General features: G+C 46.1%; 20 protein-coding genes. 18 read left to right on the forward strand and 2 right to left on the reverse strand.

Translation table 11 applies throughout. The features are described from left to right. The first annotated feature begins 113 nt into the window (after window positions 1–113). The 3 genes from DFP81_RS09085 to DFP81_RS09095 all read left to right on the forward strand — a co-directional run bounded on the left by DFP81_RS09085 (window position 114) and on the right by DFP81_RS09095 (window position 3,538). Entirely contained in the window at window positions 114–887 is a 774-nt protein-coding gene (locus DFP81_RS09085; protein WP_115897459.1) for a DUF481 domain-containing protein, read from the forward strand. Between the two features lie 670 nt (window positions 888–1,557). Beyond that, entirely contained in the window at window positions 1,558–2,580 is a 1,023-nt protein-coding gene (locus DFP81_RS09090; RefSeq protein WP_115897460.1) for an OmpA family protein, read from the forward strand. Between the two features lie 409 nt (window positions 2,581–2,989). Continuing rightward, window positions 2,990–3,538, forward strand: a complete 549-nt coding sequence (locus DFP81_RS09095) for a porin family protein (protein WP_115897461.1) — start codon at window positions 2,990–2,992, stop codon at window positions 3,536–3,538. 80 nt (window positions 3,539–3,618) lie between these two features. On the opposite strand, the gene DFP81_RS09100 is transcribed toward DFP81_RS09095, so the two are convergent. Then, complete coding sequence (locus DFP81_RS09100) at window positions 3,619–4,845, reverse strand: TIGR03862 family flavoprotein (protein WP_245959127.1); 1,227 nt, start codon at window positions 4,843–4,845, stop codon at window positions 3,619–3,621. Between the two features lie 340 nt (window positions 4,846–5,185). On the opposite strand from DFP81_RS09100, the gene DFP81_RS09110 reads away from it, so the two are divergent. From DFP81_RS09110 to DFP81_RS09125, 4 genes are read left to right on the forward strand one after another with little or no spacing between them, the layout of a single operon-like run. Then, entirely contained in the window at window positions 5,186–6,178 is a 993-nt protein-coding gene (locus DFP81_RS09110) for an ABC transporter substrate-binding protein (protein WP_115897463.1), read from the forward strand. A 28-nt stretch (window positions 6,179–6,206) separates the two neighbouring features. Continuing rightward, window positions 6,207–7,007 (forward strand): ABC transporter ATP-binding protein, encoded by an 801-nt coding sequence (locus DFP81_RS09115; RefSeq protein ID WP_181903067.1) that lies wholly within the window; start codon window positions 6,207–6,209, stop codon window positions 7,005–7,007. Next, entirely contained in the window at window positions 6,985–7,788 is an 804-nt protein-coding gene (locus DFP81_RS09120) for an ABC transporter permease (RefSeq protein WP_115897464.1), read from the forward strand. The genes DFP81_RS09115 and DFP81_RS09120 overlap by 23 nt, the downstream gene beginning before the upstream one ends. A gap of 12 nt (window positions 7,789–7,800) precedes the next feature. Next, entirely contained in the window at window positions 7,801–8,277 is a 477-nt protein-coding gene (locus DFP81_RS09125; protein WP_115897465.1) for a nucleoside deaminase, read from the forward strand. Window positions 8,278–8,320: 43 nt separating this feature from the next. Here the strand turns inward: DFP81_RS09125 and DFP81_RS09130 are convergent, their stop codons facing one another. Next, a complete protein-coding gene (locus DFP81_RS09130) occupies window positions 8,321–8,911 on the reverse strand; it encodes a DUF502 domain-containing protein (RefSeq protein ID WP_115897466.1) in 591 nt (196 codons plus the stop codon). Window positions 8,912–9,080: 169 nt separating this feature from the next. Here DFP81_RS09130 and DFP81_RS09135 point away from each other — a divergent pair, with 169 nt between their 5' ends. The 11 genes from DFP81_RS09135 to DFP81_RS09185 all read left to right on the forward strand — a co-directional run bounded on the left by DFP81_RS09135 (window position 9,081) and on the right by DFP81_RS09185 (window position 20,446). Continuing rightward, window positions 9,081–9,995 (forward strand): LysR family transcriptional regulator, encoded by a 915-nt coding sequence (locus tag DFP81_RS09135; RefSeq protein ID WP_115897467.1) that lies wholly within the window; start codon window positions 9,081–9,083, stop codon window positions 9,993–9,995. Between the two features lie 91 nt (window positions 9,996–10,086). Then, the gene (locus DFP81_RS09140) at window positions 10,087–10,893 is read left to right on the forward strand and encodes a putative hydro-lyase (protein WP_115897468.1); all 807 of its coding nucleotides are present in this window, start codon (window positions 10,087–10,089) and stop codon (window positions 10,891–10,893) included. Between the two features lie 90 nt (window positions 10,894–10,983). Next, window positions 10,984–11,958, forward strand: coding sequence for a TRAP transporter substrate-binding protein (locus DFP81_RS09145; RefSeq protein WP_115897469.1), 975 nt, complete (start codon window positions 10,984–10,986; stop codon window positions 11,956–11,958). Window positions 11,959–12,045: 87 nt separating this feature from the next. Beyond that, window positions 12,046–12,564, forward strand: a complete 519-nt coding sequence (locus DFP81_RS09150; protein WP_115897628.1) for a TRAP transporter small permease — start codon at window positions 12,046–12,048, stop codon at window positions 12,562–12,564. Next, a complete protein-coding gene (locus DFP81_RS09155; protein WP_115897470.1) occupies window positions 12,564–13,871 on the forward strand; it encodes a TRAP transporter large permease in 1,308 nt (435 codons plus the stop codon). Before DFP81_RS09150 ends, DFP81_RS09155 begins: the two co-directional genes overlap by 1 nt. Before the next feature lie 20 nt (window positions 13,872–13,891). Next, a complete protein-coding gene (locus tag DFP81_RS09160) occupies window positions 13,892–14,632 on the forward strand; it encodes a 5-oxoprolinase subunit PxpA (protein ID WP_115897471.1) in 741 nt (246 codons plus the stop codon). Next, window positions 14,629–15,354, forward strand: coding sequence for a 5-oxoprolinase subunit PxpB (pxpB, locus tag DFP81_RS09165; protein ID WP_115897472.1), 726 nt, complete (start codon window positions 14,629–14,631; stop codon window positions 15,352–15,354). The genes DFP81_RS09160 and pxpB overlap by 4 nt, the downstream gene beginning before the upstream one ends. After that, window positions 15,344–16,267: a 5-oxoprolinase subunit C family protein gene (locus tag DFP81_RS09170; RefSeq protein ID WP_115897473.1), complete on the forward strand. Its 924-nt coding sequence runs from the start codon at window positions 15,344–15,346 to the stop codon at window positions 16,265–16,267. Before pxpB ends, DFP81_RS09170 begins: the two co-directional genes overlap by 11 nt. A 197-nt stretch (window positions 16,268–16,464) precedes the next feature. Then, window positions 16,465–17,022, forward strand: coding sequence for an alkyl hydroperoxide reductase subunit C (ahpC, locus tag DFP81_RS09175; protein WP_115897474.1), 558 nt, complete (start codon window positions 16,465–16,467; stop codon window positions 17,020–17,022). 177 nt (window positions 17,023–17,199) lie between these two features. Then, a complete protein-coding gene (ahpF, locus tag DFP81_RS09180) occupies window positions 17,200–18,747 on the forward strand; it encodes an alkyl hydroperoxide reductase subunit F (protein ID WP_115897475.1) in 1,548 nt (515 codons plus the stop codon). A gap of 283 nt (window positions 18,748–19,030) precedes the next feature. Further along, window positions 19,031–20,446, forward strand: a complete 1,416-nt coding sequence (locus DFP81_RS09185; RefSeq protein WP_115897476.1) for a hypothetical protein — start codon at window positions 19,031–19,033, stop codon at window positions 20,444–20,446. Window positions 20,447–20,719 lie beyond the last annotated feature (273 nt).

The following is a 20,719-nucleotide window of genomic DNA, read 5'->3' on the forward strand; positions in this document are numbered from 1 at the left end:
CCTTATCAGCAACACAAGCGACGTGACCGTTTCGTTTCTTTGTTATGTCACAGTGGTGATCACACTGGCGATTATTAAGCGTCATCAAGCTATATAAACAGGGAGAAGAGTCAATGAAACCCAGCTACCATTTACCCCTTATTGCGTTGCTTGCCACACAAGCAGTCCAAGCAGCGGGTAATGATTCCCCCCCAGAAAAAAAGACAAACCCGCAAAACAAAACACAAAAGCCATGGCAAGGGTCTGTGGAGTTAGGTGTCATCCTTACAACAGGTAACAGTGACACGACTAATATCAACTCTAAGTTCAATCTGGTTCAACAGCTAGAAACATGGCGTAACACTTATACCTTCACCTCGCTGTACGCCAATTCAGACGACACCACCACCGAAGAACAATATCGTGGCGCTATTCAATCGGACTATATTTTTAACGACCACCAGTTCTGGTATATCCGTGGTGCTTACGATAAGAATTTGTTCTCTGGCTATGAATATCAAAGCTCGGCTTCAACGGGTTATGGTAATCGCTTTTGGCAAAAAGAAGACGGTTCATATTTAGAAGCCTCTGCCGGTGGTGGTTATCGGAGCAATAAGATTGATGAGGATAATACAACAGACGATTCTGAGCGAACGCCCATTGTGCGTTTTAGTGGCACCTATGAAAAACATTTATCCAAAACATCATTGTTTAAACAAGAATTAAATACTGAAATAGGAACAGAAAATGGCAGTTCAATTACTGAGTCAATTTCGTCATTACAGGCTAACGTTGTCGATAACTTAGCAATGAAGATTTCATACCGAGTGAAATATTCTTCAAATGTACCAGAAGATACTAAAAAAACAGATACTGAAACAACGGTCTCTATGCTGTATTCCTTCTAAAAATGCTCACTTCCCTAGACTAGAGTTTATTTAAACATTCGTCTTTTCGAGTTTAGAAGTAGCCGATAGAAAAATCTAAAGGGGGTATAGTGTGCTCTTATGCTTACCGATGTAGCGCAAGCCCCCTTCTTAGCTGTCCATCAAAGTCGCTAGTGGTCACTTTATGATACTAATAAAAAGCTTATGAAAGTTACCCTGATGCAGAAAGAAGCAACTTGGCGACCTGGTTTTTATTCACTTTTCTGTAATATAAAAAACTTTTATTTCGCGCACCACCAAGAGACTAAAAGAGGTTATTTTCTCTATTATTAATAACCAAACTGTGCCCTCTCATTCTAGTGGTAAATAATACCATTCTATGTCCACCCCCCTCCTATAACATTTATCAATCAAGTTACAAAAATATATATTGAAAAATTCTTGTAATGAATCACTACATTTCCAGACATTTCTAAACATTTCTCTCCCTATTGATAGATCGCCTGTGTGGTAAAGTTGCCATATACGTCAACCACCCGTAATGAATGTGAAATAGAATTTTTATTCGCTATTTTTTATGCAATAGAGGAAGGCTTTTCCTATAGTTAAAACAGGCTTATGGTGTGAAGTAGAAATGGCAACGAAAACGCATAGTTCAGAATATTTAAGAATGCATTTAAGGAGAAAGGAAATGTCTTTAACATTAAAAAAACGCACTATTGTTGGTGGTATTATTGCCGCTTCATCCATCTCTACCGCAGCGCTTGCTGCACCAACAGAAGGTTTCACAATATCCCCTAGTATTGGCTATTACGATTTTGACAGCGACCGAGACACAGATAACGATACCGCCTACTCGCTCGGTCTAGGGTATCAATTCGATAACCCATGGGCGGTTGAATTTACCTACCTGAATGCAGACAGTGAAAAAGATGGTCAAGATGTCGGTGTAGACGAATACCGCCTTGATGGCCTATATCATTTTGCTGAGTTCTCCAATACTAGCATTACCCCTTATCTCGCAGCGGGTGTTGGTATCGCAGACTTTAGTGACGCATCCGACAGCACTAACACTTTCGTGAATGCCGGTGGTGGTCTGAAATACGCGATCAATAAAGCATTGTCGCTGCGCGCAGACTTCCGTCTTATCAAAGATGTAGAAGATAACCACTTGGATAATCTAACTTCTTTGGGGGTGACCTACACGTTTGGCACTTCTCATGATTCTTCAAGCAACGATGACTCAGATGCCTATATGCAACAAGAGCCTGCTCCTGTAGAGGCACAGCCTGAGCCCGTTGCAGAACCAATGCCAGAGCCCGTTGCAGAGCCAATGCCAGAGCCAGAACCTGTTGTGGTACCAGTGCATAAAGTTGATCTTGTGGTTCCCTTTGCCACTGACTCCGCAGAAGTTCAACAGCAATACTACCCAGAAATTCAAAAACTTGCGGATTACCTAAAAGCGATGCCTAGTGCAACCGTTGTGATTGAAGGTTATACCGATGACCGTGGTGCTGCCAGCTACAACAAAGCACTTTCTGAAAGACGTGCCGCAGCGATTTCTGACGTGTTAATCAACACCTTCAATGTCTCTGCTAATCGCGTCTCTTCTATTGGTTACGGTGAAGAACGACCATTAATGGATAACGATACTGCAGCAAACCGCGAAGCGAACCGTCGAGTTGTGGCTGTCGTTTCAACCAACGAGGCCTAAGCCTTACAAGGTTGCCGCGTTACCAAAATAAACAGATAGAAAACGTTTCTAGCGCCTCTGATGAGCAATCATCAGAGGCTTTTTTATGCCTTATTTTGGGCATCCAGTTAGACAGTCTACGAGTTATTAAGCCTCTATAGTCCTTTATAAAAGCCACCAGCACTCTATTTCTAATGAAAATAGTCTGTAATAATCCGCTGTTTTATTTCACCCTTTCGACATAAAAACGACGCTCAAAAAAGAACCTATCCTAGTTTTCAGTCTAGTTAGTCAAGCCCATGTAATGATTCCGCCATGGCTCTATTTTGTCGCCCATTTCACGCTTTTTTCAAAGGCTTTTAAGTCGCTAAAAAGCGCGTATTGTGGGGGCTAGAACAACAAACACTAGATTCATTAGGAGATTTAAAAGATGTCTATTTCATTGAAGAAGCGAACACTTTTTAGCGGTGCAATATTGGCAACCTCCATGTCCACTATGGCGTATGCAGAGCAACCAAAAGAAGGCTTCACCGTGACCCCAAGCCTAGGTTACATTCATACTGATTCGGATCGTCATCTTTCTAATGATACGACCTATTCCATCAGTGTCGGTTATCAGACTAAAACACCTTGGGCGGCAGAATTAACGTATTTGCACTCTGATTTGAAACACCGCGGAAGCAGTGTCGATCTTGATCAATATCGTCTAGATGGCCTTTACTCACTAACGGAGTTCACCAATACCAAACTCACTCCCTATCTAGCGGCTGGCATAGGTAATAACTACTACACCAACAATGCTTCGGCGACCGATAACGACACCTTTATTAATGCCGGTGGTGGCGTCAAATATGCGATCAATCAAGACGTCTCGTTACGGGCAGATTTTCGTCTCACCAAAGACCTGACTAACACCAAATTCGACAACATCACTTCCATCGGAGTGCAATACAACTTTGGCAAGCCTGCGGCGCTATAGTCACTGATAAGCTCAGCAACAAAAATGCCCAATCAATATCATTGGGCATTTCTGAGTAAAAGAGCGTAACCCCACAGTTCTTAGCTGGCTAAATAGCGGCTCACACCTTGCGCTGCTCGATGGCCTGTTGCAAAACAGGCGGTTAACAAATAGCCTCCGGTAGGTGCTTCCCAATCCAGCATTTCACCCGCACAAAATACACCGGGTAGCGCCTTTAGCATCAAATAATCATCAACACTGCTTTCACACACACCACCAGCGCTAGAGATGGCTTCCGCAATGGGTTTTACCTGATGCAAACAAACAGGGATAGCTTTCAAACAACGCGCTAGCCCTTCCGGTGTTTGCCATGCGGACTTTTCATGAGTCTCATAAAGCAACGCGGATTTAATACCGCTAACGCCTAGGGTACGCTTTAAATACTTACTGAAGGACTCTTTTGGCTTTGTCTTTTGCAGCTTGCGTACCAGTTGCTCTTCACTAAAAGCCGGCAGTAAATCTATCAGTAAATGAGCCTTTCCAGTCTGCTTAATAGTGTCCCGCAGGTATTTTGAAAATGCGTATACAAGGCTGCCTTCCAAGCCATCCTTAGTCACAATACACTCACCTTTACGGGTGATAGACAAACCGTCCAACGAGGTAAAAGTAAACGCCATGTCCTTGAGAGGGCTACCAGAAAAATGACTTTTTAAATGCTCACTCCAATCACTATAAAAACCGCAGTTTGCACTTTCTAGTGGGGCAAGATTCACGCCTTGCTCGGCCAATACTTTGTGCCAGGCACCGTCAGACCCTAGTTTAGGCCAGCTAGCGCCGCCCATTGCCAAGATAATCGCATCGGCATTAACAGACACCCGCTCACCGTCATGGTCGAAAGTGGCGTGATTGGCGTTCAGTTCGATCATTTTATGGCGCATATGAAACTGCACTCCGGCATCTCGCAGACGCTTAAGCCAGTTGCGTAGTAACGGAGCGGCCTTCATATCACTTGGAAAAACCCGACCAGAGGTTCCTATAAAAGTTTCAATGCCAAGATCATGAATCCACTGGCGCAAAGCGTCTGCATCAAAATCACGAATCGAGGTATCGAGCCATTGGGCTTTGTCATAATAACGTTGAATAAATGCATCAAAAGGTTCTGAATGTGTGATGTTCATCCCCCCTACGCCCGCCAGCAAAAATTTGCGACACGCACTGGGCTTAGCGTCATAAACATCGACTTGGAATCCCGCCGCGCAAAGACGCTCTGCCGCCATCAAGCCCGCAGGGCCTGCTCCAATCACCATGACAGATTTCTGTTGCTGCACCAAGATCACCCTAAAGCAAAAGAGCGCATGATAAAGAAAAACACGCAGCGCACCAATGCTTCATGAGAAAAGTTTTCACCAAAGCAGTGAATTAACGCCATGCACCAGCAGTCAGCAGATAAGATCGTTGAGCAGCACTTTTTGTGTGCAGTCACCAGAACTCATCACAGAAAATACCCTTGTATTTCAATTATTGCCTTTTTTAATAAAAAAAATAGCAGGCATTTCATTGCGTTAGCACCTTTACATTGCAAACAAAAAAACAGGCTCACTTTTTGCAGATTGAAACAAACGTTGCAAGCAACATCTTTATGACTCGTCATATCAAGGAGAACAGTCGATGAAAAAATTGAACCGCTTATCTATGATCGTCATGGCCCTCACCATGACCAGCAGCGCTTTCGCGGCTGACAAGGTAACGTTTCAGCTTGATTGGTTACCAGGAGGGGATAAAGCACCTGTTTATGTTGGCATCCAAGAAGGCTTCTTTAGCGCGCTAGAGCTGGACGTCAAAATAGCCAGCGGGCGCGGCTCTACGGATGCGATCACCAAGCTTGCAACTGGGCAGTCTGACGTTGGCAGCTCAGATATTGGCGCTTTGATGGCCGCCAGAGCCCAAGATAATGTGCCTGTCAGCGCCGTCATGTCATATTTTACAGAAGCCCCTCATGCTTTCTATGTGCTCGCTGATAGCGGTATAAACAGCATCAAAGACTTACAGGGCAAGAAAATTTCCACCTCGCCTTTTACCTCTTCAAATGCCTTTTTACCTCTGGTACTAAAACAAAATAATGTACCAGTAGATTCTGTGAAATTAAGTAAAGTCGACCCTGGCGCCCTTGGCCCTATGCTCATGGTAGGGAACACTCAGGCGATTATTGCTTGGGTCACAAACACCGCTTTATTTGAGCAACAAGCCGCGCAAACAGGCAAAAAAATCAAGGTTCTACCTTGGTCTGAAGGCGGCTTATCCCTCTATAGTTCGGCATTGTTAGCGTCTGATAAATTCTTAGCCTCACGCCCCGAGGTCGCGAAGCGTTTTATTAAAGCTTATGCACAGTCCGTTCAGTTTACCTACCAACACCCAGACAAGGCAGGACAAGATCTACATAACATGGTACCCGAAGTTGATGCCGACATTGTCTCTGCACAAATCAGCAGTATTCATGACTTGGTTTTCAACAAAATCAGTCAACAGGATGGATTTGGCATGCTGACACCAACACGCATCGCGACCACATGGAAATATGTCGCGCAGGCCAATGACCTCAGATTGGATTCACTCAACCCTGAGAGCGTCGTCAACCGGGCTTTTATCCCAAGCCACGAATAACCCACAATCAATTGAAGGGAAACAATGGATGAGTGAATCAAGCGAAAACAACCACCAACAAGCCTACGTGAGCATGAAAAACTTCGGCCATCGCTATGGCCCAGACCCTCAAGCTCCGATAGCTGTGCAAGACATTAACCTAGACATCCACCGCCATGAATTTGTTGCTGTGGTTGGGCCTTCTGGCTGTGGTAAATCGACCCTATTACGTATGGTATCTGGCTTGCTGATACCGAGTCATGGTGAAGTCTCTGTGTTTAATCGAGCGGTAACAGAGCCCCGAGATGATGTGGGTATTGTGTTTCAAAAGCCAAATCTATTGCCTTGGCTGACGGTAAAAAAGAATGTGCTCTTCCCCCTAAAACACAAATATGGTCGAGTACGAGAAGAAGATAAAAAGCGCGCTGATGAGCTACTGAAAATGACCGGGCTCAGCGCCTTTTCCGACAAAATGCCAGATGAGCTATCGGGCGGTATGCAACAAAGAGTCGGCATAGTGCGAGCCTTATTACTCAACCCTGACATTCTGTTAATGGACGAGCCTTTCTCCGCTCTCGATGCCCTGACTAGAGAACAAATAGGTTTCGATCTGTTGGATATTTGGCGTGACCACCCCAAAACCGTACTGTTTATTACCCACTCCATTACGGAGGCAGTGTTATTAGCCGATCGCATTCTCGTGATGAGCAAGCGACCTGGCACTGTGCTGGATTTAATCGAGGTCGACTTGCCCAGACCGCGAAACGCCGAAACCATTAACAGCGCACGTTTTTCCGAACTCACCAACATCATCCGAGGGCATATTTATGAACCAACCAGCCATGCCTAAACTCACTTATCGCCAGTGGTTAAACAAGCAAGGGTGCCGCTTTGCACCGGCGCTCTTTTTTATTGCTCTACTCGTCTTCTGGGAGCTAATCTGCCGCTTGGGGAACGTACCACAATATATATTGCCCTCTCCTTCTGCCATTGTAGAAGCCTTTTTTAACGTCGAATTCTCCCGCTGGATGACCCACTTATGGGCCACGCTACGAGTCGCGTTAATGGGCTTTGGATTATCTATCTTAATAAGCTTACCGCTGTCGATTGGCATGATCCGCTCAGAGCTATTAAACCGCACTCTCTATCCAGCCCTGATCGTGATTCAGTCAACTCCTGTGGTGGCCGTTGCGCCTTTAATCATTGTGTTAATGGGCACAGATGACCCATCTAGGGTGCTCATCACCTGTTTAATTACCTTCTTTCCGTTAGTGGTTTCAACCACCACAGGTATGTTGGAAACACCACCAGAATTGATCGAGCTAAGTCAATCGTTGCGCGCACCTCGCTATCGTGAAACCTGGCAAATTCGTATTCCCTATGCGATTCCGCATATTTTCAGTGGCTTACGGGTGTCGATTACGCTGGCCATCATTGGCGCCGTGGTCGCGGAGTTTGTCGCGGCCGAGCAAGGACTGGGATACTTCATCCAATTTTCGACTTCCTTCTTTAAAATCCCACAGGCATTTGCGGGCTTAATCTTCCTGTCTGCCATCAGTTTATTACTCTTTAAGTCTGTGCAATGGCTGCAGCTTTGGCTCTTTCCATGGAGCCTGCCAAAGAAAAAATAATCAGGAGTAGCAATGCAATTAAACACCCAGGATGAACAACATCTGCGACACAGTTTCAAACTCGCAGATGAGGCAAAAAAACAAGGTATTCATCCCTTTTCTGCGGTCTTAGTGGACGCAACTGGAAAGGTACTAATGGAGCAGGTAAACGGCTATCTACCGGATTTGGACATGACCGGCCATGCTGAGCGAATTATTATGACTCGTGCTAGCAAAGCGTACCGTCCAGATTTTTTGAACCAATGCACCTTGTTTGTCTCCGCCGAACCTTGCGCCATGTGCGCTGGCGCAATTTACTGGGCAGGCGTCGGACGCGTGGTTTATGGCTTAAGTGAAGAGCGCTTAAAAGCGATGACTGGCAACCACCCAGAGAATCCAACACTCGCCCTACCTTGCCGTGCTGTTTTTGCATCCGGCCAAAGAAGCACAGAGGTAATCGGCCCAGTGTTAGAGGCCGAAGCCGCGGCGCTTCATGAGGGAGTCTGGTAGCTGGAGCATAAAGCAAGCTGTCAAAACACAGCTTGCTTTATAGTCACACTCTCGGGGATTCTTTGCCTGATTGGATGCCTGCGGTTAGGGCTAAGCGCATCGCTTCTTCCACACCTATGTCCAACTCGGTTAAGCGATCACGGGAAATGTATAACGTAATACCACCGATTTGATAGCTCAATGGGACATACACTCCGACCAGGTTTTGATCACCAAATAATCGCTCTCCGGTTTTCTCACCGGTGATAAAACCAATGACCTGTGCGCCATTCCACTCTAATGACACTACGCTTTTCATTTCTTTCTTTTCTGACAGATTAAAGACCGTCATCATGTCTTTAAACGCCCCATAAATGGACTTTACCAACGGAATGCGTTCGAAAATATTTTGACTCAACTTCACTAAATAGCGAACGCCATACAGGTTGACCAACAAGCCAATCAAAATCAAAGCACCCAGCGTAGCCAGTAAACCAAGACCTGGGAAGTATAAGGAATCAGGTAGAATCCAAGTAATCACCGGCTTGGCAATTTTCTCACCGGTCGCCAACAGCCAATAAATCAAATAAACAGTAAGGCTGATCGGCAACACCGCCACCAGACCCTTTAATAATAAGGTAACTAATTTATTCATCTTTACATCGTCTCTTAAGTTTACAACAGCATAACGCAAGCTTTATGCCATACCTATGACTCTCGCAATAGTTAACGAAAAGATTGCCGAAACATGATCGGGCTTATACTCTTTTGCTAAATACCTTCTTATTTACTATCTCCATTTCATTACTCACTGGAATAACAACGTGAACTATAAGCGACTAGAAACCTTTGTCTGGGTGGCCTCTCTCGGCAATTTCCGTAAAGCCGCAGAGCGCCTCCATACTACCCAGCCAGCTATTTCTGCTCGCATTGCTGGTCTTGAGCAAGAATTGGGGGTTAAGCTCTTTGAAAGAGAAGGTGGTTCAAGCCCCATCATATTGACACCAAAGGGAAAAGAATTACTCCCTTATGCGGAAAAGATTCTCTATCAATCAGCACAGCTGAGAAAGCAAGCAGACGTCTCGACCACCTATTCCGGGGTCTTACGATTAGGAGTATCGGAAACCATAGTGAACACCTGGTTACCGGATTTTTTGGCACAGCTGCACAAAAATATGTCGAAGTTGAACGTCGAATTAACCGTTGATAATACCAGCTCATTGGCAGAAGGCATTAAAGAGCGAACACTCGATTTGGCCTTTCTAATGGGCCCTATTTCAGAACCCTATATTGTCAATCGAGAGCTTTGTACCTTCTCTTTATCTTGGGTTGCCAGCCCTACGCTTGAGCTTCCAGATCGCTTGCTTTACCTAGAAGAACTGGCGGCATGGCCGATTGTAACCTATGCCAGATCCACCAAGCCTTATATCGAGATCGTACAGAAATTTCGTGAATTAGAAGGTGCTCCGGTGAACTTTTTTGCCTCCACCTCGCTCGCCGCTTGCTTGAGTTTGGCGGTCAACGCGGTCGGCATTTCGACCATGCCCAACGTCATGATAAAAAAGGAATTAGCCGACGGAAAACTGCGTAGATTGCGAGCCATGTGGACACCCAGTGACCTCTCCTTCACCGCGTCGTACTCAGACACTCCCTATAACCCAATTGCAGAAGTCGCCACCAGCCTCGCGGTTGCATCGGCCAAAAAGTACGAAACAGAACACCTTGATAAAAATAATTGATCAAATATCCCAAAAAAACGCGATTAGACTTTTTGGCTATCGAGGATCTACTCTAGAAAAATCGTATATTACGATTTTAGGAGCACCGAGAATGAAACAAGAACAAAATGTGTCCAGCTTACAACAACAAACAAAACAGCTTCGTGGCGCTATTCGCAGTGCTCAGCACACCGGCCCAACCAGCGGCTTAGCCACGGGAGCAATGCAAGGTAATGTGGTAATACTACCGGCAGAATGGGCAAATGAGTTTTTGCTTTATTGTCAAAAAAACCCTGTTTCCTGCCCTTTGCTTGGTGTCTCTGAAGTCGGTAATTTCACCTTGCCTGAACTGGGCGATGACATCGATATGCGTTATGACGTCCCTGAATACTTGGTTTACCGAGATGGCGAGAAAGTCGACAGCTGTGTTGATATTGCCGATTTATGGCAAGACGATTTTGTTGCTTTTGTTCTAGGATGTTCTTTCTCTTTTGAAAACGCCTTATCGCAAGCTGGGTTAACACCCAGAAACATAGAACAAAACGTCAATGTGTCTATGTACGAAAGCTCTATCCCAACCGTACCTGCTGGGCGCTTCTTTGGTAATACCGTGGTAACAATGCGACCTTACCAGCCCAAAGACGCCATTCAAGCGATCCAAATCACGGCTCGTTTCCCGAAAGCACATGGCTCCCCTTTGCATTTCGGCAACCCAGAAGAGATTGGAATAGAAGACCTTTCACAGCCTGACTTTGGTGAAGCCGTAGAGATAAAAGAAAAAGAGGTTCCCATCTTTTGGGCTTGTGGTGTTACGCCTCAAGTCGCAATTCGCAATGCAAAACCACCGATTTGCATCACCCACGCTCCTGGGAAAATGCTCATCACCGATCTATTAGATACGGACCTAGCGGTTCTTTAGCCGCTTTGCCGTGTAATCACGGCATGCTAAAAAAACTCTAAAATCAAAAACAAAACAATAACGAAAATAATCACTTAAAAGGAACGAACCATGTTAAAAACAACGAGCGCAATACTTATTGCCGGTCTGATGTCCGGTACCAGCTTTGCAGCAAAATGGCACATGCCAACACCTTATGGTGACGGTAACCTACAAACCCAAATCGCTTACAGCTTTGTAAAAGAAGTAAAAGAAAACACCGAAGGCGCCCTTGATATCACAGTGCATTCAGGTGGATCTTTGGTAAAACACACAGAAATCCCACGTTCGATCAAAACCGGGCAGGTACAAATTGGCGAGGTGTTTTTAGGCATTCTGGGCAATGAAAGCCCTGTTTTCAAACACGACAACATCCCCTTTTTAGCCACCTCTTTTGACGATGCCAAAAAACTGTGGAAAGCCGCTAAACCCGAAATTGCGAAGCATCTAGACAAAAATGGCATGATGCTGCTTTATACAGTTGCTTGGCCTGCACAAAGCCTCTACAGCAAACAAGCAGTCAATAGTTTGGCCGATCTGGAAGGTCAGAAAATGCGTGCCTACAGCCCGACTCAGTCACGTCTAGCGGATCTGATGCACACCACCCCAATGACAATCCAAACACCAGACATTCCACAAGCATTCAGCACAGGCATCATTCAAGCCATGATCACCTCACCGTCTACCGGTGTGGATAGCCAAGCATGGGACTACGTGAACTACTACACGGACGTTAAAGCATGGATTCCAAAGAATGTCGTTGTGGTGAATAAACGTGCCTTCCGTCGCTTGGATAAAGCAACTCAACAAATCGTGTTAGACGCGGCCAAACATGCAGAAGCCGCTGGCTGGACTCAAATCGCGGCACGCGCGGCGAAAGACAAAGCCACCTTGGTGGAACAAGGCATGACAGTATCCGATCCTTCTCCTCAGTTACTCAAAGAGTTGCAAGCGATTGGACAAACAATGGCAGAAGAATGGAAAGCAGAAGCACCAAAAGAGGTTGGCAGCATCCTGACTCGTTACCATCAAGAGTTAGGTCAATAACCAAATATTCTTCTCTATGAGTCGAACAGACCCATGTCTTGGTCAGCGTCTTGTTCGACTCAACCTACTGCCAAAGAAGTAAACCATATGAATTCATTAAAAGAAAAATGCTATCAATGCTCTGGGCTACTTTCTGGTTTATGCATTGTTATCATCACCTTACTGTTATTGGCCCAAATTATTGGCCGTTTATTCGGTTTCATAGTGCCTTCTGCAGAAGATTTTGCAGGCTATGCACTCGCTGCCTCTACTTTTTTAGGGCTAGCTTATACCTTCCGTGAAGGCGGGCACATTCGCGTTACTTTGTTAATACAGCGGTTTTCATCTGTGCCTCGTAAAATTCAAGAAGGCGTGATCCTCACCCTATCTTTCGCCTTGCTGTGTTATTTGTCTTACGCCTGCTCGTACATGGTGTACGAATCTTATATTTATGACGAAGTCTCTTACGGCTATGTGCCAGTCCCATTATGGATACCGCAAATGCCTGTCGCTATTGGTGTCATTGCTCTTAATCTCGCTATCCTAGACGCCTTGATTACGGTGCTTCGTGGCAAGCAGCCCGCTTACAGCGAACAAGAAGACGCACTGTCTTTGGAGGAAATCTAATGGATATGATGTGGTTTTCTATTTTGCTGGCCGTTTCCATGCTGGCGCTTTTGTCACTTGGTGTGTGGGTGTCATTCACTCTGATCGCCATTGGCGGCCTAGGCTTGATTCTGTCTGAAAACTATCAGGTCGATTTGCTCTTTGCGACGTCCAGCTGGGGAGCGAGCACCGCGTGGTCTTTAACCGCCTTGCCGCTGTTTATTTGGATGGGTGAGGTATTATTTCGTACCCGTCTTTCTGAAGATCTATTTAAAGGTCTGTCACCTTGGTTAGGCGGTGTGCCTGGAAAATTACTGCATGTGAATATTCTTAGTTGTGGCATTTTCGCGGCGGTGTCTGGCTCTTCTGCCGCAACCGCAGCGACCATCGGACGCATGACTTTACCAGAGCTTCGCAAGCAAGGTTACAGTGATCGAATGGCCATCGGCACACTGGCAGGGTCTGGGACCTTAGGGCTATTAATTCCACCCTCGATTATTTTGATCGTCTATGGCGTAGCCGCCGAAGTCTCGATTGCGCGTTTGTTTATCGCTGGCGCCTTACCTGGTTTGTTATTGGTCAGCTTATTTATGGGCTTCACTATGGTTTGGGGCCACCTGCACAAAGACGAACTGCCCAAAAGCACAGGCCACGAAACCAGCTGGTCGGCGCGCATCAAAGGCTTGCGTAAACTGTTACCGGTCATGGGGCTAATTGGATTCGTTCTAGGTTCCATTTACGGCGGTATTACCACGCCAACCGAAGCCGCGGCATTAGGTGTCACCGGAGCGCTAGTGCTTGCTGCATTGACCGGCTCACTCAGCCGTCACAGTTTTATGGACAGTTTATTGGGGGCGGTAAAAAGCTCCTGCATGATTGGTTTTATCTTAGTCGGCGCACACTTTCTCACACTTGCTATGGGCTTTTTGGGCATTCCTAAAGCATTGGCGGTGTGGATCGCAGGTATGTCACTTTCCCCGATGGAGCTCATTTTGTATCTCACGGTGTTATTCGTGATATTAGGCTGTTTCTTGGATGGCATTTCCGTTGTGGTACTGACTGTGGCCGTCATTCTACCTATGGTGCAAGCGGCAAATATTGATCTTTTATGGTTTGGTATTTTCATTGTCTTGGTGGTGGAAATGTCGCAGATAACGCCTCCGGTTGGCTTCAATCTCTTTGTCATTCAGTCACTGACTGGGAAGAATATACTTTATGTTGCAAAAGCGGCATTACCCTTCTTTCTACTGATTGGCGCGGCGATTTTGTTGATCAGTCTGTTCCCTGAAATTGTGACCTATTTACCGACAACTATGTCACAAAACTAACTTTGTACGAGGAATCAATCATGAAATTAAATTGTGATATGGGTGAAGCGTTCGGCGCATGGAAAATGGGACTAGACGATCAAATTATGCCGTATGTGGATCAAGCCAATATTGCCTGCGGTTTTCACGCTTCGGATCCGCTGACCATGGCCAAAACCGTGGCGTTAGCAAAACAATACAATGTGAGCATTGGCGCGCACCCTGGCTACCCTGATTTAGTCGGTTTTGGACGCCGTAATATGGACATTGCGCCAGCAGAACTGAAAGCCATTATCCAATACCAAGTGGGCGCATTAAAAGGCATCTGTGAGAGTCAGAACACTCGGATTGAGTACGTAAAACCACACGGTGCTATGTACAATCAGATGATGTCTGATTTCAGCAAGCTCGAAACCGTGATGCAAGCGGTCAGCGAATTAGACCCATCATTGGCCCTAATGGTAATGGCGATTCCTGAGGTTGAGGAAGTAAAAGCACTGGCTGAAAAATACCAGCTCACCCTCTATTTTGAAGCCTTTTCTGACCGTCTTTATTCCGATGAAGGCCGTCTTACGCCTCGCAAACAGGCCAATGCGGTTCACCAAAGCTTTGAGTTGATCGAAGCACAAGTCTTACAGCTTAGCCAACACGGCACATTGACCACAGAATCAGGGCAACCATTGGCGGTTCATGCCAACACCATTTGCGTCCATGGGGATGGTTCGCACGCGGTGGAAGCGGTAAAACGCATTCGTTCTGTTGTGGATGGAGCCCGCTCATGAGTCAAGCCGAGCAACAGCCTTTTGAATTCGGTCAGATCACGATAGAGATGGTCAATGAACAATCCTGCTTATTACGCTTTGCTGATCATATTGATGATACGGTTGCCGATGCCATTGGCTTAGTTACCCTGCGATTACGTGATCTGGATGGCATTATTGACACCATCCCGTCCTATACCAGCCTGTTAGTCACCTTTGCTATCGAGCAGTATGACCAAGTGGCCATTTGTCAGCAGATTCAATCCTTGCTGAATAACCTAGACATGGCGGATATAAAAAGCCGCGTCAGCCGCGAAATCGTCATTCCTGTGTATTATGCCGAAGAAGTCGGCCCTGATTTGCAAGAAGTAGCGGATCATTGTGGCATGACAGTAGAAGAAGTCATTCAACTGCATTCACAAACCACCTATCGCGCTTATGCTATTGGCTTCACTCCAGGGTTTGCCTTTCTCGGAAACACGCCAGAGGTGCTGCATGTGCCAAGAAAAAACACGCCGCGCCTAAAAGTACCCACGGGCAGCGTGGCGATTGCGGAGCGACAAACAGCGGTCTATCCAGGCGTTTCCCCCGGCGGCTGGCAAATACTCGGGCGAACCCCAACCCCTTTAGTAGATTGGCAAAGCGACAGCCTTGCTCTTATCGAAGTGGGAGATAACGTGCGTTTCGAAGCGATTTCCCAAGCCGAATTCATTGCCCAAGGAGGCCAACTCGATGGCTTTTAATGTAATCAAATCTGGCGTGTTGACTCTCGTTCAAGATCTTGGCCGCCATGGCTACCAACACCTTGGTGTGACTACCGGCGGTCCAATGGATGAATTTGCCTTTCGCTGGGGCAATGCATTACTTAGCAATCACGCCAATGCCGCGCAGCTGGAAATCACCTTTGGCATGCTCACACTGGAAGCCCAAGCGCCAACCAGCATCGCCATTACCGGCGCTGATCTGGGCGCGACATTGAACAACAAAGCGATTTTACCTTGGCAAACTTATGCCATTAAAAAAGGCGATGTACTGACGTTCAATCAACCCAAGCTTGGCTTGCGTGCCTATTTAGCCGTTAAAGGTGGTTTGCAAATTACCCCCGTGCTCGGCAGTGTGGCGACCGTTATGCGTGAAGCACTAGGTGGTTTATCAGGGAAAGGAGAGAAAATTCAGAAAGGCGATATCCTTCCCTTTGTTGCTACCACTGAACACCAGCAACGCATTACACCGCGTCTTGCCATCCCCAACTATGAGCAGCAAAACATACCTATGGTAATGAGCTATCAGTTCACCACGCTCTCTGGGCTTGATAGAGCGCGCCTCTTTTGTAATGAATACGCCGTGACTGCAGCCAGCGACCGTATGGGCTACCGCCTTTCGGGTGAAGCGATTCAAGGTGACAAAAAAGGCATTATTTCTGAAGGTATTGCCTATGGCTCCATCCAGCTTCCCAATGACGGCCAACCAATAGTGTTGCTGCGTGACCGACAAACCATTGGGGGGTACCCAAAAATGGGCTGTGTCACCTCTTTCGGTGGCGGGTTATTAGCTCAGAAGAAACCAGGGGATATGATTAATTTCCAATGCCTCTCTCTCAATCAGGCTGAACAAGAACGCACAAGAAAAATGACGCAGCTTAGCCAATTACGCTGACCTGCCAGCCAACCATCGCTGACGCCATAAAAAGGGGGTTAAGCCCCCTTCAATCACTCTATTCTTTACCATTATCAGTCCTGATAGCTTTTATTTATTGTGATTTAATAAAATTACAATTTTTATAATTCATAAATATCTTCTACTATAGCTCCTGTTGGTAACGCACTTAACTCTAATCACTTAGGAGATACACAATGATCAATACAAAAATCAAACCATTCAACGCCTCTGCTTTTAAATCTGGCGAGTTCGTAGAAATTTCTGAAAAAGACGTACTAGGCAAATGGGCTGTGTTTTTCTTCTACCCAGCTGACTTCACATTTGTTTGCCCAACTGAGCTTGGCGACGTTGCAGACAAATACGCAGAACTACAATCTCGTGGCGTAGAAGTTTTCTCTGTATCTACAGACACTCACTTCACTCACAAAGCTTGGCACGACAGCTCTGAAACAATCGGCAAAATCAATTACTACATGGTAGGCGACCAGTCTGGCAACATCACAAACAACTTCAACGTGATGCGTGAAGGTCAAGGCCTTGCAGACCGTGCTACTTTCTTGATCGATCCAGAAGGTACTATCCAAGCAATGGAAATCACTGCTGAAGGTATCGGCCGTGACGCTGAAGACCTACTTCGCAAAGTAAAAGCGGCACAATACGTTGCTGCTCACCCAGGCGAAGTTTGCCCAGCTAAATGGAAAGAAGGCGAAGCAACTCTAGCTCCTTCTCTAGACCTAGTAGGTAAAATCTAAGCCCCGCTTTGATTAGCCACTAAAAAAGGGTCGGATCCACCTTAAAAGGATCTGACCCCTTTTAATCTTTTATATACATTATTTTCGGAATGCGGATTTCAAGTCGTTTATTGGCTTGATATGGATTCTTGCACCCGAAATTTACAGTAATCCCTCAGTCTTAACGGGTTAAACATTATGTTAGAAGCAAACATCAAACAACAGTTGGGCACATACCTACAGAATATCGTTAATCCGATTGAAATTACTGTGTCTACAAATGGAACTGAAAAAGCAGAAGAACTACTTAGCTTAGCACGTGAAATCACCGAGCTAAGAAGTGAAAAAATCACCTTAACTGTGGATGAAAATCCTACTGGGCGAGCGCCTCAAATGGCGATTGGTCCACAAGGCGAAACACCTCGCGTACGTTTTGCAGGTATCCCAATGGGTCACGAATTTACCTCATTGGTATTGGCCTTGTTACAAGCCGGTGGCCACCCATCAAAAGCGGCACCAGCAACCTTAGAACAAATTAAGTCTTTGGACACAGAATTGAACTTTGAGGTGTACATTTCCCTCTCTTGCCACAACTGCCCAGACGTTGTGCAAGCCGTTAACCTAATGGCGGTTCTCAACCCAAATATTACGGCGACTATGATCGACGGCGCGTTATTCCAAGACGAAGTGGAAAAACGTGAAATCATGGCAGTGCCATCCGTTTACCTAAACGGTGAATTATTCGAACAAGGTCGTATGACATTGGACGAAATTCTAAACAAAGTAGACACTGGCGCAGCGAAAAAACAAGCGGCGGCATTATCTGAAAAAGACCCATACGATGTACTTGTCGTTGGTGGAGGTCCTGCAGGCGCAGCCGCAGCCATCTACGCAGCACGTAAAGGCATCCGCACAGGTGTTGTTGCAGAGCGTTTTGGTGGCCAAGTTTCTGACACCATGGCAATCGAAAACTTCATTTCTGTAAAAGCAACAGACGGCCCTAAACTGGTTGCCGGTCTTGAGCAGCACGTACTTGATTACGATGTAGACCTGATGAAAACGCAAAAAGCGGTTCGTCTAGAGAAAAAAGAGTTCGTTGAAGTTGAGCTAGAAAATGGCGCACTGCTAAAAAGTAAAACCGTTATCTTGGCAACCGGCGCACGCTGGAGAGAAATGAACGTACCAGGCGAACAAGAATACCGTGGTAAAGGCGTAGCATACTGCCCACACTGTGACGGTCCATTGTTCAAAGGTAAGAAAACAGCGGTTATCGGTGGTGGTAACTCAGGTATCGAAGCAGCAATTGACCTTGCCGGCATTGTAGAACACGTTACGGTTCTAGAATTTGGTGACACGCTTCGTGCCGATGATGTATTAGTGAAAAAAGCGCAATCTTTGCCAAACGTCACCATCATTAAAAATGCCATGACCACTGAAGTACTAGGCGATGGCCAACGTGTTATCGGTTTGAAATACACAGACCGCACCACAGATGAGTCACACCTTGTCGAAGTTGCCGGTATCTTTGTTCAGATTGGTCTAGTACCAAACAGCGAGTTCTTGAAAGACACGCTAGAGCTAAGCAACCGCGGTGAAATCATCATCGATCAGCATGCTCAAACCTCTATCCCAGGTGTATTTGCCGCCGGTGACGTAACAACAACACCATACAAGCAAATTATCATCTCTATGGGTGGCGGCGCGACAGCAGCACTGGGTGCATTTGATTACTTGATCCGTAACTAATCAAGCCCCACCCCATAAAAAGCCGATCTGGTGAAAATCAGATCGGCTTTTTTGTGCCTCTTAGCAGCAATGCCAAGATATGACGCGGCGCTATTTAGACACTTTTTCATCCCATGTTTTTAGCTTGGCCTTAGACGACCTAAAAAGGGGTCAGATCCCTTTTTATTTAAGGGATCTGACCCCTTTTTATTTAAGTGGCGACAGCGTCGTCATTAAAACGTCACCTTATAAGGCTAGCGTAATCAGACTATATATTTTTGAGTCTATTCAGAAGGAATCTCCCATGTCCATGCTACAAAGTACTCACATGTTAAAAGCACTTACCCTGTCTATTAGTGCTGCTTTGTTCACAACCACAGCTTACGCTGCGCCGATCCAAGTCATGAACGGTAACGACAGTGGTGAAGGGTCCATGCGGGCGGCACTGGAAGCCGTCGCCTCAGGTAAAGCAAACAGCATCATTGTGACGACTAAAGAAGAGATCGAGATTAATTCAACGCTTGTTTATAACGGCCAAGCTCCGATCTCTATTTACGGCAGCGGACAGACCATCGAAACCGACAAAAATATAAACTTGCTGGCCATCACAGAGGGCGCTGATATCAACATCAGTGGATTGAAATTTGAAGGTCCGGGTGGTTTTAGTATTGAAAACCGTGGCGACCTTGATGGTGAAGCTGGTAAGGGTATCTTGGTAAATGTTCGCAACGACCAGACTGGCACCCTGACCGTAACACTAAACGATGTGGAAGTAAGCGGCGTTGCGGGCCACGGTATCCACGTGTCCGATTGTGATATCGCCGAGAACTGTGGGGCTGGCGGTGGCGGTGAAGGCGGCGGTTCTCCTGCTAGCATCGCAGTAAATGCCTACAATGTTCATGTTCACGACATTGGATATGGGCGAGTCGATGGCGATGGTCTACGTGTAGACGAACGGAACGAAGGCGACATTCACTTCACAGCCCATCACTCTCGCTTCGTAAAAGTCGGTGCAGATGGCGTTGAGCTTGATGAAGGTCAGGACGGTAGCGTCATTGTTAACGTCAGCAACGTCGACTTTTCTGACAATGGAGGATACTGCCAGAAAGACCTATTAGAAAGCTTGCTTCCGTCGCCAACGGAAGCCGAATTCAAACAAGGTACAATGATGGCAGCCAGTGTACCTGCCGCCATTACTGGCTCACCTGATGACAAATGCTTTGAGCGTGAAGTCGCGCTATACAAAGATGGCTCGGTCGAATCCTATGAGTTTGGTATCGACTTCGACGATGGTTTTGATATTGATGAAGCTGGAAAGGGTGGCATTCAAGCGGTGATCTACGCTTCCACGATCCGCAACAATTTAGACGAAGGACTAGACTTGGATGAGGAAGGTGACGGCAATATCGACATCACTCTTGTAGAGACAAAAGCGACCGGCAATACCGACGATGGTATTAAAGCGACAGAAGAAGACAACGGCAATCTCAACGCACTAATCTCTTCTGTTAACTCTAAAAAGAACCACGGCGAAGGCATTACTTTAGAATCGAAAGATGACGGTATTGTCACGGCATTCATTGAAGACAGTGAGACAAAAGGCAACGATAGCGGTAAAAAATCTGGGCTTAAGATCAAAGGAGAAGGTGTTATCACACTGAAAGACTCTGAAATCAAAGATGGCTTTAATGCCAAAAACGCAGAGATTATCCAGCTATAAACAGCCTAAAAAACAACAAAAGGGATTCAGACCTAAAAGGGGTCAGATCCCTTTTATTGTTTTTATCATGGAAAAGAAAAGGGGAAGAGACTGTGCAGGCCAGTGGCATCATGTTAGGTGGTTTACGCCAAGTATCTAGGTGAAAGTCAGGGTCAAAGCCCTTTTTGGCGCGGTGTTTTTAGTTGTAGAAAGCTTGGAGGGCAAAAAAGGGGTTCGACCCTTGAGTATTGGTGGCGACAGAAAAAAACGTTTACGCTGATGAGGTCAGCGGCA

Source organism: Marinomonas pollencensis, from assembly GCF_003387375.1.
GTDB classification, from domain to species: Bacteria; Pseudomonadota; Gammaproteobacteria; order Pseudomonadales; family Marinomonadaceae; genus Marinomonas; species Marinomonas pollencensis.